This window comes from Streptomyces huasconensis, from assembly GCF_021028635.1.
GTDB lineage: Bacteria > Actinomycetota > Actinomycetes > Streptomycetales > Streptomycetaceae > Streptomyces > Streptomyces huasconensis.
Genome location: NZ_CP086119.1, coordinates 3,047,447 through 3,066,406 on the forward strand (window position 1 = coordinate 3,047,447; position 18,960 = coordinate 3,066,406).

The following is an 18,960-nucleotide window of genomic DNA, read 5'->3' on the forward strand; positions in this document are numbered from 1 at the left end:
GAAGACCTCACCTCACTCATTGGGGTGACACACGCCGGAGAAACTGACCGGCGCGGACCGCGAACGGGCAAAGGGGGCTAAATATGCCCGTACTCCCATGAAAGGCCGGTCGCCGTGCAGCCCCGTCTCAGCGTCGTCGTGCCCATCTACAACGTCGAGGAGTTTCTGGAGGAGTGCCTGGAATCGATCGCCCGGCAGACCGTCAACGGCATGGCCGGCCCCGGGCACGGCGGCCCAGGCGGTCTGGAGTGCGTCATGGTCGACGACGGCTCGACCGACGGCAGCCCCCTCATCGCCCGTGAGTTCGCCGCCCGCGACCCCCGCTTCGTCTACGTCCGCCAGCGCAACGCCGGACTGAGCGCCGCCCGCAACACGGGCGTGCGCAAGGCGTCGCCCACCGCCGAGTTCCTGACTTTCGTCGACAGCGACGACGTCGTGCCGCACGACGCGTACGAGCGGATGATCGCGAGCCTGGACGAGACCGGCTCCGACTTCGCCAGCGGCAACGTCTGGCGGCTGACCGAGCGCGGCCGCTCCCAGGCCTGGCAGTACAAGTGGCTGACGGAGCCGCGCACCCGTACGCACATCTCCCGCGACCTGGACCTGCTCTCCGACCGCGTGGCCTGGAACAAGGTGTTCCGCCGCGCCTTCTGGGACCGGCACCGCTTCACCTTCCCCGAGGGCAAGCTCTACGAGGACACGCCCGTGATGATCCCGGCGCACTTCCTCGCCCACTCCGTGGACGTGCTCAGCGACCACGTCTACTACTGGCGGGTCCGCGAGGGCTCGATCACCCGGCGGCGCACCGACGTCAAGGGCGTCCGCGACCGGATCGCGGCGTGCGCGCACGTCAGCGGCTTCCTCGCGCGGCACGCGCCGGAGATGAAGAAGACGTACGACGCCTCCTGCCTGCGCGACGACTTCGTGTACTTCCTGGAGGGGCTGCCGATGGGCGGCCCCGAGTACCGCGCGGCCTTCATGACGGACACCGCCGCCTTCCTGCGCCGCGCCGACCCGTCCGTCATCGCCGGGCTCCCGGTCGACCTGCGCGTCAAGTGGCATCTGGTCCGCGAGGGGCGCACCGCCGAACTCATCGACCTGCTCACCTTCGAGCGGGCCAACGGCACCGCCTTCCACGTGCGGGGCGCGCTGCGCCGCCGGGCCGCCTACCCGGGCATCGGCCGCGTCCCGGAGAGGCTGACGCGCGTCGGGCGGGACGAACTGCCCGTGGTGGCGCGGGCCGGCGAGATCCGGTGGGGCGCCGACGGCACGCTGCGGATCAGCGGATACGCGTACGTCCGCAACCTGGAGGCGACCCGCCCCGCGCACTCCGTCAAGGCCGGGCTGCTGCGGTCGACGCGGAGCAGGGGCCGCTTCCGTCGCGTGCCGACGAGGACGGTCGCCGCCCCGCAGGCCACCGAGCAGTCACGGCAGCGCCTGCACTGCTACGACCTGGCCGGCTTCGAGATGACCGTCGACCCCGAGCAGTTGCGGACCGGCGGGGCGTGGCAGCCGGGGAACTGGCTGCTCGGCGTGGTCGTCGCGGGTCACGGCACGGTGCGGCGCGCGGCCGTGCGCGCCGCCGACGGGCCCTCCGCCCAGTCCCTGGTGCGCGAGCTGGGCGACGGGCTGCGCCTGGTCGTCGGGTACAGCAAGGGCCGCCTGGTGCTGCGGATCAAGGAGTACGCGGCGCGCGTCGAGGCCCACCGGCGCGACGGCGGCGACGTGGTGCTGAGCGGCAGCCTGCCCGGCCGGGTGCGCCCCCGCTCCCTGCGGCTCACCCACCCGCACTCGGGGACGGACGTCGACTGCCCGGTGGCACTCGCCGACGACCGCTTCGAGGTGCGGGTGCGGCTCGCGGACCTGACGGGGGTGGCGCCCACCCCGCACCTCGCGCCGAAGGAGGTCGAGCCGCCGCACGGCGAGCGCTGGCAGGCCAACCTCGTGCTGCCCGACGGCACGCTGAAGTCGCTGGCCGCGAGCCTCGCCCTGGCCCCGGGGCGGTACGCCTCGGACGACGGCCGCGAGCTGTGCGCCACCGCCAACGACCGGGGCGAGTTGGTCGTCGAGGTGACGCGGCAGCCGGTCGCCGACCGCGTCGCGTGGGGCGCGGACGGCACGCTCACCGTCGAGATGCTCGCCTCCGAGGCCGCCTGGCCCACCGCCGAACTGGTCCTGCGGCACAGCGGCCGCGACGAGGAGCTGACGGTCCCGGCCGAACGCGTCGGGGAGCGGCTGCGCGCGGTGGTCGCGCCCGGCGGCGGGGCGCTGCGCGAGGGGCGGTGGTACGCGTTCCTGCGGGACCCGAACGCCTCTCCGGGGCAGGCCGGGCGCGCCGACGACGGGATGCCCGTGCGGCTGCTCGCCTCCGTGGCGGCCGGCCTGCCGCTCCACCAGAGTGTCCAGGGACGGGAGTTCACCCTCGACCGGCGGTTCGGTGACCGCCTCCTCGTCGAGGCGGGCTCCGTGCTCGCCCGCACCGAACGCGGCGCCTACCGGCAGCACCGGCTGCGCACCGCCCACTACCCGCGCCACCGCCAACAGCCGCTGACCGACGCCGTGCTGTACCTCGACGGGGACTCGCCGCGCGCCGTCCACGAGGAGCTGGTGCGGCGCGGCGCCGACGTCGAGCACCTGTGGGTCACGCACGACCAGCAGACCCGTGTGCCCGCCGGGGCCAAGGCCGTGGAGGAGCACAGCGCGGCCTGGTACGAGGCGCTGGCCCGCTGCCGCCGCATCGTCACCGCGGGCCACCTGCCGGAGTTCTTCGAGCGCCGCGAGGGCCAGACCGTCGTCCAGACCTGGAACGGCGCGCCGCTCAAGCGCATCGGCACCGACCTCACCGACTCCCTCTACGCCGACCACGGCCACCTCGACGCCCTGCCGCGCCTGTCCCGCCAGTGGGACGTCCTGGTCTCGCCGAATCGCTTCTCCACCCCGCACCTGGGCCGCGCCCTCGCCTACGAAGGCGAGGTCCTGGAGGCCGGTTCGCCCCGCAACGACGTGCTGTTCGGCGACGACCGCCAGAAGGTCGCCGAGCGGGTCCGCAACGAGCTGGGCGTCACGCCGGACAAGCGGGTCGTGCTGTACGCGCCGACGTACCGGGACCATCTCGCGTACGCCCCGGGCCGGTTCCGCTACGAACCGGCGCTCGACTTCCGCGCCGCCGAGTCGGTCCTCGGCGACGACCACGTCCTGCTGGTGCGCAAGCACCCGCTGACGGCGGGCCGGCTGCCGGGCGCCCGCGCGCCCTTCGTACGCGATGTGACGGCGCACCCGCGCGCCGCCGAACTCCTGCTGATCGCCGACGTGCTGGTGACCGACTACTCCTCGCTGATGTTCGACTTCGCGCACACCGGGCGCCCGATGCTCTTCCACGCCTACGACCTGGAGCACTACCGCGACACCGTGCGCGGCTTCTACCTCGACTTCGAGACGAGCGCGCCGGGGCCGCTGCTCGCCTCCACCGGGGAGGTCGTCGAGGCGCTGCGCGACCTGGACGCGATCGCGGCCCGGCACACGGACGCGTACTCGGCCTTCCGCGAGGCGTACTGCGACCTGGACGACGGCCGGGCCGCCGCCCGTGTCGCGGAGAGGCTGATGCGGTGAGCGGCACGCTCCTCGTGCGCAGGGCCGTCCACGGCGCGACGGCCCTGGGGGGCGGCCCCCGGTGGCGGCCCTCCCCCTACGCGGTCTTCGGCGGGCTGTTCTGGCTGGTGATGTCGCTGGCGTTCTGGCGGGTGCCGATGTGCTGCGACTTCGGGCAGCACGCGGCGGTCGTGGAGCGCCTCAAGGACGACCTCCTGCACCCGGCGCACCCGATGGCGGACCTGCCGGGCGACGGCAGCGCGTACTACTCGCCGTACGCGGGCCTTCAAGGCCTGTTCGCCCAGGTGACGGACCTCGCCGGCTGGCAGGTCGTCAAGGTCTCGGGCCCGCTGAACCTCCTCGTCCTGCTCACCGGCGTCGGCCGGTTCGTGCGGGTTCTGACGCCCCGCCCGTGGGCCCCGGTGCTCGCGCTGGGCGCGATGGTGCTGCTGTGGGGCACGCGCATGGCGTGGTGGAGCGGCTATCTGGGCCTGATGTCGATGACGGGGAACCTCGGCTATCCGTCGACGTTCGCGATCGGCCTGGCGTTCTGGGCCTGGGCGTGGGCCGGTTCACTGGCGCGCGGTCCCCGGCGCAGGGGCGTCGGGGCGTACGTGGGTCTGGGTGCCCTGTGCGGACTCATCCTGCTCGTCCACCCGATCTCGTCCGTGGCGGCGGTGATCGGCGTGGTCGCGTTCGCGGCGTCCGGCCGCAAGGTGTGGGCGTGGGCGGCGACCGCCGCGACCGCGGCCCTCATCGCGTCGCTCTGGCCGTACTACAGCGTCTTCTCCCTGGTCGGTGACGCGAGCGTCGACTGGATTCACCGCCAGCTCTACAGCGGGATGCCGCAGCGGTTCTGGCTGGCGCTGCTCGGTCTGCCCGCCCTGTGGCTGCGCTTCCGCAGGGACCGCACGGACCCGCTGGTGCTGATGTTCGCCCTGGAGTGCGCGGTCGTCGCGTACGGCTGGGTCAGCGGCCACTACACCTACGGCCGCATCCTCGGACTGACGCTCGTGCCCCTCCAGTTCGCCCTGGCCATCGAGCTGGCGGCGCCGCGTCCCTGGGGGGCGCGGCGGGGGGCGCTCGCGGGGGCGGCGGCGCTCGGGGCCTGCGTCGGGTTCTTCCAGATCCAGGCGGGCGCGGTGGTGCCGCGGGCGCTCGACCCGATCGGGTTCGACCAGCCGCCGCGCTGGCCGGACTACGGCTGGGCGGTGGGGCACATGCGGCGCGGCGACGTCGTGCTGACCGACGGCTACCGGCCCACGCGGTCCGTGCCCGCGTACGGCGTCAACCTCGTCGCCCCGGCGTGGCCGGACGCCTCGCTCGACGAGGACGTGCGGGGCCGCCGCCTGGCCGCCGTGCGCGCCTACCTCGCGCCGGACTCCACCCGCCGGGAGCGCGCGGCGATCGCGCACCGCTACGACGTGCGGTGGCTGCTGCTCTCCCCCGGCCAGAAGGTGCCGCGCGAGGCGGTCGTCGTCGACTGGAGCCGACGCACGGGCGAGGTGCTGGCCCGGGTCGGGGGTTCACCGGAGCCGCACCGGGACGGTGCCGCACCCATGAATGCCCCCCTAATCGGATAATTACGAGAAACCACTAACATTTCCCCCGTGGACCGCATCCCGCCTCACCCGACTGCCCTGAACACACCCGCCCCTAACCCGTCCGCCGAGGCCGCTCCCGTCCCCGAGGCCGCTCCCGTCTCCGTCGTCGTGATCGGTTACGACGACGCCGCCCACGTCGCGGACGCGGTGCGCTCCGCGCTGGCCCAAGGGCCGGTCGTCCGCGAGGTCATCGCCGTCGACGACTGTTCGACGGACGGCAGCGACGCGATCCTCGCCGAACTCGCGGAGCGGGACGCGCGCGTGCGGGTGATCCGCCGCGCGAGCAACAGCGGCGGCTGCGGCACCCCCCGCAACGACGGGATCGACGCCGCGTCGGCGCCGTACGTGATGTTCCTGGACAGCGACGACGTGCTGCCGCCCGGCGCGGCGGCCGCGCTGCTCGCCGCCGCCGAACGGCACGGCGCCCAGGTCGCCTCCGGGCTGTGCGTGCGCCGCGAACTGCCCTCGGGGCGCGAGGTGCCCTGGCAGCCGGAGCTGTACGCCAAGGCCCGGCTCGTCGCCCGGCCCGAGCTGCGCACCCGCCTCGTCCACGACACGCTCTGCGTCAACAAGCTCTACCGCACGGACTTCCTGCGCGAGCACGGCATCCGCTTCCCCGAAGGCCGTTTCGTCTACGAGGACTTCGTCTTCACCGCGCGTGTCCTCGCCGCCGGACCCCGCATCGCGCTCGTCCCGGACACCGTGTACGTGTGGCACGTGCGGCGCGCCGCCGCCAAGCTCTCCATCTCCCTGGACCGCTCCGGGATCGCCAACTGGCGGGCCCGCATGGAGGCCCACCGCCAGTCCGTGGAGATCCTGCGGGACGCGTCCGGGCCCGGCGGCAAGCGGCTGGCGCGGGCGGCCCGCGCCAAGTTCATCGACCACGGGCTGCGCATGTACGCCCGTGAACTGACCGCGCGCGGCGAGGAGTACCGGCGCGAGTGGTGGGCGCTCACGCGCGCGTACCTGGAGACGTTCGACGCCGCCGACCTCGACGCCGCGCCCGCCCCGGGCCGCGTCATCGCGCGCGTCGTCCTCGCCTCGGAACGGCCGCGCGACCTGACGCGGCTGAAGCAGGTGGCGGCGCGCCCGGCACGCCTCGCGCCGCCGTACCCCCGGGCGGCCGACGGCACGCCCGTCTGGGCCGACGACCTGCCCCAGGTCACCCTGGAGCACCTCCTCGTACGCCCCATGCGGCTGCTGCCCCTCGCGGTCGAGGGCGAGCTGCGGCCCCGCGCGGGCGGCAGCCGCCTCACGCTGCGGCTGCGCGAGCTGTACGGGCGGGTCGCGGCCGCGGGCCCCGCCACCGTCGACGTCGAACTGGTCGACCGGCACAGCGGCCGGCCGGGCCTGCGCCGGACGGCGGCGTTCCGGACCGAGCGGCCCGGTGAGACCTGGACCGCCGAGGTCCTGCTCGACCTCGGGGCGTTGGCCGGCGGCGTATGGGACCTGCGGCTGCGGCTCCACTTCGACGACGGGACGGCCCGCGAGGCCACCGCCCACGCCGTCGCGGGCCCCGGGCTGCTGCGCCGCACGGTGGTGGCGAACGGATGGCGCGGGGTGCTGCTCGTCCAGCCGTACGCCACCCAGGCGGGGAACCTCTCGGTGCGGCTCGCGCCCGGCGTGCGGGGGGTCGCGGGGGTCGCGAAGCGGCGCCTCACACGCCTGGCCCGCTCGCTCCAGGGCTCCCTCGGGGGCGCTTCCGGCCGCTGACGCGACCCGTACACCGGCTCTGCGACACTGCACGTCGAGGGAAACCGCACGACAAGACGGGACAAGACGACCATGACCTGGCTGATCACCGGCGGCGCCGGATACATCGGGGCGCACGTCGTCCGCGCCATGACGGAGGCGGGCGAGCGGACCGTGGTCTACGACGACCTGTCCACCGGCATCGCCGGGCGCCTGCCCGCGGAGGTCCCGCTCGTGACCGGCTCGACGCTGGACGCGGACCTCGTCGCCCGCACCCTGAAGGACCACGCCGTCACCGGAGTCGTCCACCTCGCGGCGAAGAAGCAGGTCGGCGAGTCGGTGGAACAGCCCCTGCGGTACTACCACGAGAACATGGAGGGCCTGCGGGTCCTGCTCGAAGCGGTGGTGGAGGCGGGCGTCCCGTCCTTCGTCTTCTCCTCCTCCGCCGCGGTGTACGGCATGCCCTCCACCGAGAACGGGCTCGTCACCGAGGAGACGCCGTGCCAGCCGATGAGCCCCTACGGCGAGACGAAGCTGGCGGGCGAGTGGCTGGTGCGGGCCACCGGGCGCGCGCACGGCCTGGCGACCGCCTCCTTGCGCTACTTCAATGTGGCGGGCGCGGCCTCGCCCGAGCTGGCGGACACCGGCGTCTACAACCTCGTCCCGATGGTCTTCGAGAAACTCACCGCGGGTGCGGCCCCCCGCGTCTTCGGCGCGGACTACGCCACCCCGGACGGCACCTGCGTACGCGACTACATCCACGTCGTCGACGTGGCCGAGGCCCATGTGGCGACGGCCCGCAGGCTCGCGGCGGCGGCGCCCGGCACTGACCTGACCCTCAACGTCGGCCGCGGCGAGGGGGTTTCGGTACGCGAGATGACCGACCTCATCAACGACGTGACGGGGTACGCCATCCCCGCCGAGGTCACCGGCCGCCGCCCCGGCGACCCGGCCCGCGTGGTGGCCGCGGCGGACCGCGTCGCCACGGAACTGGGCTGGACGGCCAAGCGCGACGTGCGGGAGATGGTCGCCTCGGCGTGGGCGGGGTGGGTGCGGCTGCATCCGGAGGCGGGGGCCCGCCCGGGGGTGTAGCGGGCGGCGGCCGTGCGGGAGGCGGGGGCCGGGCCCGACGCGCTCTCGCTCATCGACGGCGTCGGCCTCGGTGGCTCGGTGAGGCGGCGCTGACCTCACCCTGGCGGTGACGGCGAACGTGAGGCCGGCACACTCCCGGCCGAGGCGGGCGGCAGCTCCTGAGCAGCCGCCTGCGCAGAACGGCGCGCCGCTCAGAGCGCCCGCAGCCCCGCCGCCGTGGCCGCCGCGAGCCGGGCCAGGTACCCCTTGGGCGGCTTCGCCCGCACCACCACCGAGCGCCAGTAGAGCGGCCCCGACACCAGGTCGAGGGCCAGCTCCTGGTCGGCGCCCTCCCGCAGCTCGCCCCGTTCGACGGCGGCCCGCACGATGCCGCTCGCCACCCCGTGCTGCCCTTCGCGCAGCGCCTTCTGGAGCGCCTCGGCGATCTCGGGGTTGCGGGCCGCCTCCGCCTGGAGGTCGGGGATGATCTGCGAGGCCACGGGGTGCCGCAGGGCGCGCGAGGTCACCTCGTACAGCAGCCGCAGGTCGCCCTCCAGGGAGCCGGTGTCCGGCGCGGGGAGCCCCTGGACCGCTATGGCCGACACCAGGTCGAGCACGAGGTGCAGCTTGGAGCGCCAGCGGCGGTAGACGGCGGTCTTGCCGACGCCCGCGCGGCGGGCGATGCCCTCGATGGACATGCGCGCGTACCCGACGGAGGCCAGCTCCTCGAAGACGGCGTCGCGGATGGCCTGGGTCACGTCCTCCCGGAGCACGGCGGCTCCGGCGGGGGCCCTGCGGCGCGGTCGTGCGCCCGTGGGCGTGCCCTGCCGCCCGCCCTCCGGCCCGCCCGCCTGTTCACCCTGTGGCCCGCTCGTCGTCATACGGACAGCATAAGCAGGGGCGAGCGTGACGACGATACGGTTGCGTTCCGACGTAGCGAGGTCCTACGCTCGGCGTTGCGACGATACGGTCCCGTCCCGACGTACGCCGCAGCCTCCGAAGCCTCCCCGAGCCCCGAGCGAAAGCGACGGACGTGAGCCAGGTCCTCGACGCATCCCCGCCCCCACCCCCCACCACGGCGGCGCCCCTCGCCCCCGCCGAACTCGCCGCCCGCCACGGCCTGACCGTCAGCGGCGCCCGCCCCTCCCTGCCCGCGTACGTCCGGCAGCTGTGGCGGCGCCGCCACTTCATCACCGCCTTCGCGACCGCCAAGCTGACGGCGCAGTACAGCCAGGCCAAGCTCGGCCAGCTCTGGCAGGTGATGACCCCGCTGCTGAACGCGGCGGTCTACTACTTCATCTTCGGCGTCCTGATGAACACCAAGCGGGACGTGGAGGACTACGTCCCGTTCCTGGTCACCGGCGTCTTCGTCTTCACGTTCACGCAGCAGTCCGTCATGGCCGGCACCCGCGCCATATCGGGCAGCCTCGGCCTGGTGCGCGCCCTGCACTTCCCGCGCGCCTCGCTGCCCATCTCGTACTGCCTGCAACAGCTCCAGCAGCTGCTGTTCTCCATGGGCGCGCTGGTGGTGATCCTGCTCTGCTTCGGCGTCCCGCCCACCGCGTCGTGGCTCCTGGTGGCGCCGGTCCTCGTCCTCCAGTTCACGTTCAACACGGGCCTCGCGCTCGTCATGGCCCGGCTCGGCAGCAAGACGCCGGACATCGCGCAGCTGATGCCGTTCGTGCTGCGGACGTGGATGTACGCGTCCGGGGTGATGTGGAGCATCGACGCGGTCCTGAAGGACCGGGGCCTGCCGCACGCCGTCCAGGTCCTCCTGGAGTGCAATCCGGCGGCTGTCTACATCGACCTGATGCGCTTCGCCCTCATCGACACCTTCCGCGCGGACCAGCTCCCGCCCCACGTGTGGGCGTGGGCCCTGGGCTGGGCGCTGCTCGCCGGGGTCGGCGGGTTCATCTACTTCTGGAAGGCAGAGGAGACCTACGGCCGTGGCTGAGACAGAGACCGCCCCCACCGTCATCGTCGACCAGGTCGACATCGTCTACCGCGTGCACGGCACCGGCGCGGGCCGCGGCACCGCCACCGCCGCCCTCAACCGCATCATCGGCGGCCGCAGGAAGACCGAGGCGCGGGCGGGCGTGCGCACGGTGCACGCCGTCAAGAACGTCTCCTTCACCGCTCGCAAGGGCGAGGCGATCGGCCTGATCGGCACCAACGGCTCGGGGAAGTCGACGCTGCTCAAGGCGGTCGCGGGCCTGCTGCCGGTGGAGCGGGGCCGCATCTTCACCGACGGCCAGCCCTCCCTGCTCGGCGTGAACGCGGCGATGATGAACGACCTGACGGGCGAGCGCAACGTACGCCTCGGCGGTCTCGCCATGGGCATGAGCCGCGAGCAGGTGGCGGAGCGCTACGACGACATCGTCGAGTTCTCCGGCATCAACGAAAAGGGCGACTTCATCACGCTGCCGATGCGCACGTACTCCTCCGGCATGGCGGCCCGCCTGCGCTTCTCCATCGCCGCCGCCAAGGACCACGACGTCCTGCTCATCGATGAGGCGCTGGCCACCGGCGACCGCTCCTTCCAGAAGCGCTCCGAGGCCCGCATCCGGGAGCTGCGCGAGCGCGCGGGCACGGTCTTCCTGGTCAGCCACAACAACAAGTCGATCCGCGACACCTGCGACCGGGTGCTGTGGCTTGAGCGCGGTGAGCTGCGGATGGACGGGCCGACGGCGGACGTGCTGAAGGAGTACGAGCGGTTCACGGGCGGCGGCAAGAGCTGACCGCGCCTGCCGCGCCGACCGCCCCGGGTATCCCGTACCGCCGTTCCAAAACCGGACAGGTAACCCTTTTGTCGCACCAATACGCGCATCCTTACACTATGGGAGCGTTTAGCAACAGAAGGAGTGCGCGTGCAGCCACGGCTGAGTGTTGTCGTCCCCGTCTACAACGTCGAGCTCTACCTCGACGAGTGCCTGGAGTCCCTGGCGGCCCAGACCTTCACGGACTTCGAAGTGGTCATGGTCGACGACGGGTCGACGGACGGCAGCGCGGCGATCGCCGGGCGCTTCGCGGCGGCCGACCCCCGCTTCCGCCTCATATCCCAGGAGAACAAGGGCCTGGGCGCGGCGCGCAACACGGGCGTACGGGAGATGTCCCCGCACAGCGAGTACCTCGCGTTCGTCGACAGTGACGACACGCTGCCCGCCACGGCGTACGCCCTGATGATCGAGACGCTCGACGAGACCGGCTCCGACTTCGCGGCGGGCAACGTCACCCGCTTCCGCTCCGCCGGGTACGTCCAGTCGCCCGTGCACCGCGTGCCGTTCGCGACGACCCGGCTGCGGACGCACGTCTCGAAGTTCCGCCCGCTGCTGACCGACCGCACCGCGTGGAACAAGGTGTACCGCCGCTCCTTCTGGGAGAAGCACCGGCTCGCGTACCCGGAGGCCATGCTCTACGAGGACGCCCCCGTCAGCGTCCCCGCGCACTACCTCGCGGACGCCGTGGACGTGCTGAGCGAGCCGATCTACAACTGGCGCGAGCGCGAGATCGGCGAGCGCTCCATCACGCAGAACCGCACCAACCCGCAGGGCCTGATCGACCGCGTGAAGTCGATCCGCATGGTGCGCGAGTTCCTGCTCGCCCGCGTCGGCGACGACCCGATGTACGCCGAGCACCTGCGGGTCTACGACAACAACGCGCTCGCCGAGGAGATCCCGCTCTTCTGGCGCGTGCTGCCCGGCTCCGACGCCGCGTACCAGGAGGCGTTCCTGGAGCACGTGGGCCGCCTCGTCCGGGAGATCGGGCAGGACGCGGTGCGCGCGCTGCACGTGCCGCACAAGCTGAAGCTGTACCTGACCGTGCACCGGCGCCTGGACGAGCTGATCGCGCAGCTGGAGTTCGAGAAGGAGCACGGCGGCTCGATCCCGGTCACCGGGACGCTGCACCCCAAGGCCGACTACCCCTTCCTCGACCCGACCGCCCCCGTGCCGGACGCGGTGCTGCGCCTCGACCCCGAACTGCGGCTGCGCAGCCGCCTCGACCAGGCCGCCTGGCACGACGGCAAGCTGTGGCTGTCCGGCTGGGCGTTCCCGCGCCAGCTCGGCGCCGAGTCGCGGAGCAAGGCGCTCAAGTCGCTGATCCTGAAGGAGAAGGGCAGCCGCCGTACGGTGCTGGTGCCCGCGCGCAGCCACCTGGACCCGGAGGCCACCGTGGCCTCGGGGGCGGAGTTCCGGCACGCCGACTGGGCGGGCTTCGGGGCGCTGGTGAACCCGGCGCGGCTGCGGCACCGCGGCAGGTACGTGGACGGTCTGTGGTACGTGCGGGTCGCCGTGGCGGGCACGGGTTCGACGCCCCGGCGCGGGCCGCTGTACGGCGCGGGCACCGGCTCCGGCCAGACGCCGCCCGCGCACTGGGTCACCGAGGACGTCCGCGTCGCCCCGCAGATCCAGGACGGCGAGCTGGCCATCCGCGTGGAGACGGCGCACGCGCGTGCCCTGGAGGTCCGCGCCGAGGGCACCGGTCTCCTCGTACGCGGTGTGCTGCGCACGGCGCCCCAGGGCGCGGCCCGGCTGCGCATGCGCCACCGCGAGTCCGGCACGATCCGCACGGTTCCGCTGGACCTCGGCGTCGCGCGCGAGGGCCGCGTCCCGTTCACCGCCCAGGTGGACACGGCGGTCCTGACGGAGGTCCGCGAGGACCACGAGCGGTTGCGGCCGACGCAGGCGGAGCGGTCGATCGGCCGGTGGGACATGTCGGTGGAGATCGTCACCGGGACCGGGGCTGGGGCCGAGGCTGGGGCTGGGGCTGGGGCTGGGGCTGGGGCCAAGTCGACCCGTCTCGCCCTCATCCTGGACGACCGCGAAGGCTTCTCCGGCGCCCAGTTCCCGCACGGCGACCGCGCGATGTACGCCCGCCGCAGCCCCGGCGGCTACCTCCAGCTCTGCGACCAGCCCGCGCAGCCGCTGGTCGACCGCGTCTCCGTGGCCCCCGACGGCACCGTCACCCTCACCGGCAGCTACCCCGCGCAGGGCGCCTGCGACCTCGAACTGGTCCTGCGCCAGACCTGGTCGGGCCACGAGTACACGTTCCCCGCCCACGCCAGGAACGGCCGCTTCGAGGCGAGCTTCGTCCCCGCCCCCACCCACGCCCACGCCGGCGGCATCCCGCTGCGGGCCGGCTTCTGGTGGCCGTCCGTGCAGAGGCCGGACGGCTCCCGCACCGCCGTGCAGCTCGCCCCGCCCGTCCACGCGCACCTGCCCCTGGAGGTCGTGGCGCACGGCAAGCGCGTCGAGCTGCAGGCCCGGCAGTACGACCAGCTGGCGCTGATGGCCCACTCCGAGCTGCGCCCCGACGAGCGCAGCCGCTACCGCCAGACCCGCCTGCGCACCGAGGCCTACCCCGCCGCCCGCCACGAGCCGCTGCGCGAGGCCGTCCTGTACGACGTCTTCGGCGGCCGCATGTACGGCGACTCGCCCCGCGCCATCCACGAGGAGATGGTCCGCCGCGGCCTGCCGGTCGAACACCTGTGGGTCGTCAAGGACGGGCAGTGCGAGGTCCCGCCGACCGCGAAGGCGGTGCGCGTGCACAGCCCCGAGTACTACGAGGCGATGGCCCGCTCCCGCTACATCGTCGGCAACACGCACTTCCCGCGCTGGCTGGAGCGGCGCGAGGGCCAGCAGATCGTCCAGACCTGGCACGGCACCCCGCTGAAGCGGATCGGCTTCGACTTCGACAACGACCACTTCGCGAGCACCCAGTACCTGCTGGACCTGGACCGCGAGCGCCACCAGTGGACGATGCTGCTCTCCCCCAACCGCTTCAGCACGCCGATCATGCGCAGCGCCTTCCGGTTCGGCGACGACGGTGACGACGCGGCCGGCGAGCTCCTGGAGGCGGGCTACCCCCGCAACGACGTGCTGCTCGCCCCCGACCGCGCCGAGCGCGCCGCCCGCGTGCGCCGCGCCCTCGGCCTGCCCGACGGCAAGAAGGTGATCCTCTACGCCCCCACCTGGCGCGAGGACAAGCAGCGCCACCGCGGCGGCTTCCTCCTCGACCTGCGCGTCGACCTGGAGAAGGCGCGCCACGAACTGGGCGACGACCACGTGCTCCTGGTCCGGCCGCACGCGCACATCGTGGAGCCGGTGCCGGGCGCGGGCGACGGCTTCGTGTGGGACGTCGCGAGCTACCCGGACATCATGGACCTGCTCCTGATCGCCGACGTCCTGGTCACCGACTACTCCTCGGTGATGTTCGACTTCGCCGTGACGGGCCGTCCGATGCTGTTCTTCACGTACGACCTGGAGCACTACCGCGACCGCCTGCGCGGCTTCTACTTCGACTTCGAGAAGCGCGCGCCGGGCCCGCTGGTCACCACCTCCGACGAGCTGATCGCCGCGCTGCGGGACGTGGACGCGGTGCGCGAGCCGTACGGACAGGCGTACGAGGAGTTCCGCGCCGCGTTCTGCGACCTGGACGACGGGCAGGCCGCGCGCCGCGTGGTGGACCGGATGCTGGCCCACCGAGGGACGACGACCGCATGAGTACGGAAGAGGGGGGCACCGCCATGCCCGAGGAACAGCAGGACACCACCGCCGGGCCGCCCGTGCTGAGCGTGGTCGTGTACGGCCGCGACGTCCAGGGCCACCTGGCCGCGGGCCTCGACGCCCTGGCCGCGCAGGCCTCGCCCGGCGTCGAGGTGATCGTCGCCGCGGTGGGCGCCTCGGCGCGGGCGGCCGCCTCGGACCGGCCCGGCTTCACCGTCGTCCCGCTGCCCGAGGGCACGGCCGACGCGGCGGCGCGGGTGGCGGGCGGCGAGCGGGCGGGCGGCCGGTGGCTGCACTTCGTGCACAGCAAGGACACCGTGCCGACGGGCGCGCCGCGCACGGTGGGCGACCGTGTGGCGGACCTCGGGGAGGACGTCGACGTACTCGTGGTCGACCACGTCCGCTCCACATGGCGCCACCAGGGCATGCCGAGCCCCGACAGCAAGCACCTCGCCCGGCAGGGCCGCCGCGACCTGCCGCTCGCGGACTGCCCGGATCTGCTGCGGGTGACGCCGCTGCTCGGCAACCGTGTGCTGCGGGCGGACTTCTGGCGGGAGCACGCGGAACACCTGGCGGGGGACGACGAGACGTACGCGGCGTACGCGGCGCTGCTCCTGGCGGGCCGCATCGCGACGCTCGACCAAGTGGCGCTGAACGTACGCGAGTTGCGCACGGAGAGCCTGCCGCCCGGCCGCCCCGAGGAGCGCTTCGGCGTCATCGACCGCCATGAGTCGCTGCTCACCCTCGCCGCGGACCTCGGCCTGCCTCCCGCCCCGCGGACCGCGCTCTACGACGTCATGGTCGGCGACTGCCTGCGGATCATTGCCCGCGAGAAGCTGCCGGACCCCGTCCGCAAGGAGTTCTTCCACCGTTCCTCGCGGGCGGCCGTCGCGTGGCGCCCCGAGGGGTACCGGCGGCCGGGCGGCCTGGAGGGTGTGCGGCGCCGCATCCTCGAAGAGGACGCGTACACGAAGTACCGCACGTTCCAGACCGCCAACCAGCAGCGGCGCAAGCTGCGTTCGGCGGTCGTGGCGCGCAAGCACAAGGTGGGCCTGAAGGTCCGCGACCTGCGCTACCGCAGAGACCTGGAACGTCCCGTCGACCCCGGCCTCGCCGTCTTCACGGCCTACTGGGACCGGGGCGTGGCCTGCAACCCGGCCGCCATCGCGGCGAAGCTCGCCGAACTCGCCCCGCACATCCGCCCGGTGTGGGTCGTCGCGGCGGCGAACGTCCCGCTGCTGCCGCCCGGCACCGACCACGTCGTGCCCGGCACGCCCCGCTACTGGGAGGTGATGGCGCGCGCCAAGTACCTGGTCAACAACGTCAACTTCCCCAACGCGGTCGTCAAGCGCCCCGACGCGGTCCACGTCCAGACCCACCACGGCACGCCGCTCAAGCGGATGGGCCTGGACCAGCTCGACTACCCGGCCGCGTCCAAGGGCCTTAACTTCCACAGTCTGCTGGCCCGCGTCGACAAGTGGACGTACAGCGTCTCGGCGAACAGCCACTCGACGCGGATGTGGGAACGCGCGTACCCGTCGCGGTACGAGTCCCTCGACTACGGCTATCCGCGCAACGACGTCTTCTACAGCGCGACGGCCGCCGACATCCGCGCGATCCGCGACCGGCTCGGCATCGCGCCCGGCAAGCGGGCCATCCTCTACGCGCCGACCCACCGCGACTACGAGGCGGCCTGGACCCCGCGTCTGGACCTGGCGACGCTCGCCGAACGCCTCGGCGAGGACACGGTCCTGCTCGTGCGCGGCCACTACTTCTACGGCGGCGCGACCTCGCCGCTGGCGGGCCTGCGCAAGAGCGGCCGGATCATCGACGTCTCTTCCTACGACCCGGTGGAGGACCTCTCCCTGGCGGCGGACGCGCTGATCACGGACTACTCGTCGATCATGTTCGACTACGCCAACCTGAACCGCCCGATCGTCATCTACGCCGACGACTGGGAGACGTACGCGAAGACGCGCGGCGTCTACTTCGACCTGATGACCCAGGCGCCGGGCAAGGTCGCGCATACGCAGGAGGAGCTGACGGAGATCTTCACCTCGGGCGCGTGGCGCGACGAGGAAGCGGCCAAGGCCCGCAAGGTGTTCCGCGAGCGCTTCTGCGAGTACGACGACGGGCGCGCCGCCGAGCGGGTCGTGCGCCGCGTCTTCCTCGGCGAGAGCGAGGAGTCCCTGCCGCCCGTGACCCCGGTCGACGAGCGCACGCCGGCCCCGACGCCCGAGGAGGCGACGACCCGATGACGCAGATACCCGACGTCACCGTGACGGTGATCGTCTACAACGACGCGGAGCGGCTGCCGCGCGCGGTGGCGTCCCTGCGCCGCCAGACGCACGCGAACATCGAGATCATCATCAGCGACGACCACTCCACGGACAACACCCCAGAAGTGGCCCGCCGGCTGGCGGCGGAGGACGCCCGCATCACGTACCTGCGCCTGCCGGAGAACAGCGGCGGGTGCAGCGCGCCCCGCAACCGCGCCCTGGAGATCGCGCGCGCCCCGTACCTGATGTTCCTGGACAGCGACGACGAACTTCCGGAGCGGGCGGTGGAGTTGCTGCTGGCGGCGCACCGCGAGCGCGAGGTGGACTTCGCGATGGGGGCGGTTGAGCGGGTCCGGGTGGACACGGGCCGCACGTCGACGTGGATGCCGCACCTGGTGGCGGAACGCCGCACGGTGGAGGGAATCGAGACGGACCCCTCCCTCCTCTTCGAACACCTCTCGACGAGCAAGATGTACCGCCGGGAGTTCCTGGACCGCAACGACCTCCGCTTCCCGGAGGGCATCCACTACGAGGACCAGCTGTTCTCGGCGCAGGCGTACTGCCTGGCGCGGGCCTTCACGGTGATCCCGGACCCGGTCTACCGCTGGTACATAGCGCCGTACGAGGCGGCGGAGTCGGCGTCGATCTCGAACCAGCGCCACAAGCTGTCGAACGTACGGGACCGCATCCATGTGCAGCGCCTGATAGACGCCTTCTTGCAGACGAGCGGCCACGAGGGCATCAAGGAAGCGAAGGACTACAAGTTCCTGAAGCACGACTTCCGGATGTACGCGGGTGACCTGCCGTTCCGTGACGAGGAGTGGCTGACGGGCTTCGCGGAACTCGTGAACCCGTACCTGGCGGAACTGTCCCCCGGCGCGTACGCCCGCCTGCCCCGGGCCGAGCGGGTCGTCCTCCAGCTGATCCGCGACGACCGCCTGGCGGACGCGCGACTGGCGGCGCGGGGCCTGGGCCACGGGGTGGCGCCACGGGAGACGTCGATGGACGCGGAGGGCCGGGTGTACTGGGGCGCGTACGTCCCGGAGTCGGAGAGGTCCCGCGCCGAACTGGACCTGACGGACCAGGGCCTGGACTCCCGCCCCTTCCCCAGCGCGCAGTTCCGCCACGAGATCACCCGGGTCGACCGTGGCCCGGGAGCCACGGTCGTCCTCACGATCCGCACGTACGACCCGGGCCTGCGGCTGCCGGTGGGCCCCCAGGTGGCGACGCTCCTGCTGGCCCCCGGCCGGCGCCGCATGAAGACCCCGTTCCGCCTGACCCCGGTCCGCCCCGGCGTCTTCGAAGGCACGGCCCACCTGGACCTGACGGCGGCCCCCCTCCCGCTCAACGGCTTCGAGGGCACCCGCCACCCGGTCCTCCAACTCACCTCGGGTCCCCTCCGCAACACGTCCCTGCTCCTGGCCCCCCTGACGTTCCCGCCCCTGCGGGCCCGCATCGACTACCGGGGCGGCACGACCCCCCACGAGGTCACGGTGGAACCAGAAGCCCGCGCCTCGGGCCGCCTCCAACTCCGCTGGACCCCGGTGGGGGTGACGGCAAAGGTCGTACGTCCCTTGGCGCGCGGGGTGGGGAGGAGGGCGGGGGCGCGGGTGCGGGGGGTTGCGCGGTTGGTGGCGAGTGTGGCGCGGTGAGACCCTGGGGGGCGGAGGGCCCCGGCAGTCCGCGGCCACGCCGCAGACTGACGCCCTTCCCCCACCCACCGCCCCACCCAGTGGGCGCCTCCCCGGAGGGCCGGGGGGTAACACTCACCACCAGTCGCCATCCGCCCGCCGCTCCTCCCTGAGCTTCGTGCCCCGGAGCCCTTCAGGGTCGGCGGCGGGCCACTGAAGGCCCCCAGGGCCGCGCAGGACCGGTACTCCTTCACGTACGCCGGTCACGACGGCCCGGCAGCCCGGCGCGTACTCCACCTCGTCCCCCACCCTCGGCTTCCGTCCGTCGCTCATTCCGCGGCCTCGATCGCGTCCGGAGAGGTGGTCCACTCCAGGCCGCCGGCTTCCGGCGCGAGCCAGACCACGGGCGGCGTGTGCGGAATGCTGATCACCGGGCGAAGAGCGCCCTTGTCCACCTCGGGGGCGAACGCGCGGAAGACGCCGACGCGGTCTCCATGCGCGTGGTCGACGACCTTCCGGCCGAGCAGCGGATGCGACCAGTGGCCCATACCGAGGGGCCGAGTGCGGGGCTGAGTCATGGCGGAGGGAACTC

General features: G+C 73.1%; 12 protein-coding genes. 9 read left to right on the forward strand and 3 right to left on the reverse strand.

Annotation, left to right across the window (positions count from 1 at the left end):
- Positions 1-114: 114 nt before the first annotated feature.
- From J2N69_RS13760 to galE, 4 genes are all read left to right on the forward strand, one after another.
- Positions 115-3,609: a bifunctional glycosyltransferase/CDP-glycerol:glycerophosphate glycerophosphotransferase gene (locus J2N69_RS13760; protein WP_230901007.1), complete on the forward strand. Its 3,495-nt coding sequence runs from the start codon at positions 115-117 to the stop codon at positions 3,607-3,609.
- Complete coding sequence (locus tag J2N69_RS13765; RefSeq protein ID WP_230901008.1) at positions 3,606-5,171, forward strand: hypothetical protein; 1,566 nt, start codon at positions 3,606-3,608, stop codon at positions 5,169-5,171. Before J2N69_RS13760 ends, J2N69_RS13765 begins: the two co-directional genes overlap by 4 nt.
- Before the next feature lie 57 nt (positions 5,172-5,228).
- Positions 5,229-6,905: a glycosyltransferase family 2 protein gene (locus J2N69_RS13770; protein ID WP_330166855.1), complete on the forward strand. Its 1,677-nt coding sequence runs from the start codon at positions 5,229-5,231 to the stop codon at positions 6,903-6,905.
- A 72-nt stretch (positions 6,906-6,977) separates the two neighbouring features.
- Positions 6,978-7,976: a UDP-glucose 4-epimerase GalE gene (gene galE, locus J2N69_RS13775; protein WP_230901009.1), complete on the forward strand. Its 999-nt coding sequence runs from the start codon at positions 6,978-6,980 to the stop codon at positions 7,974-7,976.
- Positions 7,977-8,167: 191 nt separating this feature from the next.
- On the opposite strand, the gene J2N69_RS13780 is transcribed toward galE, so the two are convergent.
- Positions 8,168-8,836, reverse strand: coding sequence for a TetR/AcrR family transcriptional regulator (locus J2N69_RS13780; RefSeq protein ID WP_230901010.1), 669 nt, complete (start codon positions 8,834-8,836; stop codon positions 8,168-8,170).
- A 152-nt stretch (positions 8,837-8,988) separates the two neighbouring features.
- Here J2N69_RS13780 and J2N69_RS13785 point away from each other — a divergent pair, with 152 nt between their 5' ends.
- From J2N69_RS13785 to J2N69_RS13805, 5 genes are all read left to right on the forward strand, one after another.
- A complete protein-coding gene (locus J2N69_RS13785; RefSeq protein ID WP_230901011.1) occupies positions 8,989-9,909 on the forward strand; it encodes an ABC transporter permease in 921 nt (306 codons plus the stop codon).
- Complete coding sequence (locus tag J2N69_RS13790) at positions 9,902-10,693, forward strand: ABC transporter ATP-binding protein (RefSeq protein WP_230901012.1); 792 nt, start codon at positions 9,902-9,904, stop codon at positions 10,691-10,693. The genes J2N69_RS13785 and J2N69_RS13790 overlap by 8 nt, the downstream gene beginning before the upstream one ends.
- Before the next feature lie 129 nt (positions 10,694-10,822).
- Positions 10,823-14,455: a bifunctional glycosyltransferase/CDP-glycerol:glycerophosphate glycerophosphotransferase gene (locus J2N69_RS13795; protein ID WP_230901013.1), complete on the forward strand. Its 3,633-nt coding sequence runs from the start codon at positions 10,823-10,825 to the stop codon at positions 14,453-14,455.
- Positions 14,456-14,478: 23 nt separating this feature from the next.
- Positions 14,479-16,716 (forward strand): CDP-glycerol glycerophosphotransferase family protein, encoded by a 2,238-nt coding sequence (locus J2N69_RS13800; protein WP_230904719.1) that lies wholly within the window; start codon positions 14,479-14,481, stop codon positions 16,714-16,716.
- Positions 16,713-18,389 (forward strand): glycosyltransferase family 2 protein, encoded by a 1,677-nt coding sequence (locus J2N69_RS13805; RefSeq protein ID WP_230901014.1) that lies wholly within the window; start codon positions 16,713-16,715, stop codon positions 18,387-18,389. Before J2N69_RS13800 ends, J2N69_RS13805 begins: the two co-directional genes overlap by 4 nt.
- Positions 18,390-18,503: 114 nt before the next feature.
- Here the strand turns inward: J2N69_RS13805 and J2N69_RS13810 are convergent, their stop codons facing one another.
- Entirely contained in the window at positions 18,504-18,701 is a 198-nt protein-coding gene (locus J2N69_RS13810) for a hypothetical protein (RefSeq protein WP_230901015.1), read from the reverse strand.
- Positions 18,698-18,946: a hypothetical protein gene (locus tag J2N69_RS13815; RefSeq protein ID WP_230901016.1), complete on the reverse strand. Its 249-nt coding sequence runs from the start codon at positions 18,944-18,946 to the stop codon at positions 18,698-18,700. Before J2N69_RS13815 ends, J2N69_RS13810 begins: the two co-directional genes overlap by 4 nt.
- Positions 18,947-18,960: the final 14 nt, after the last annotated feature.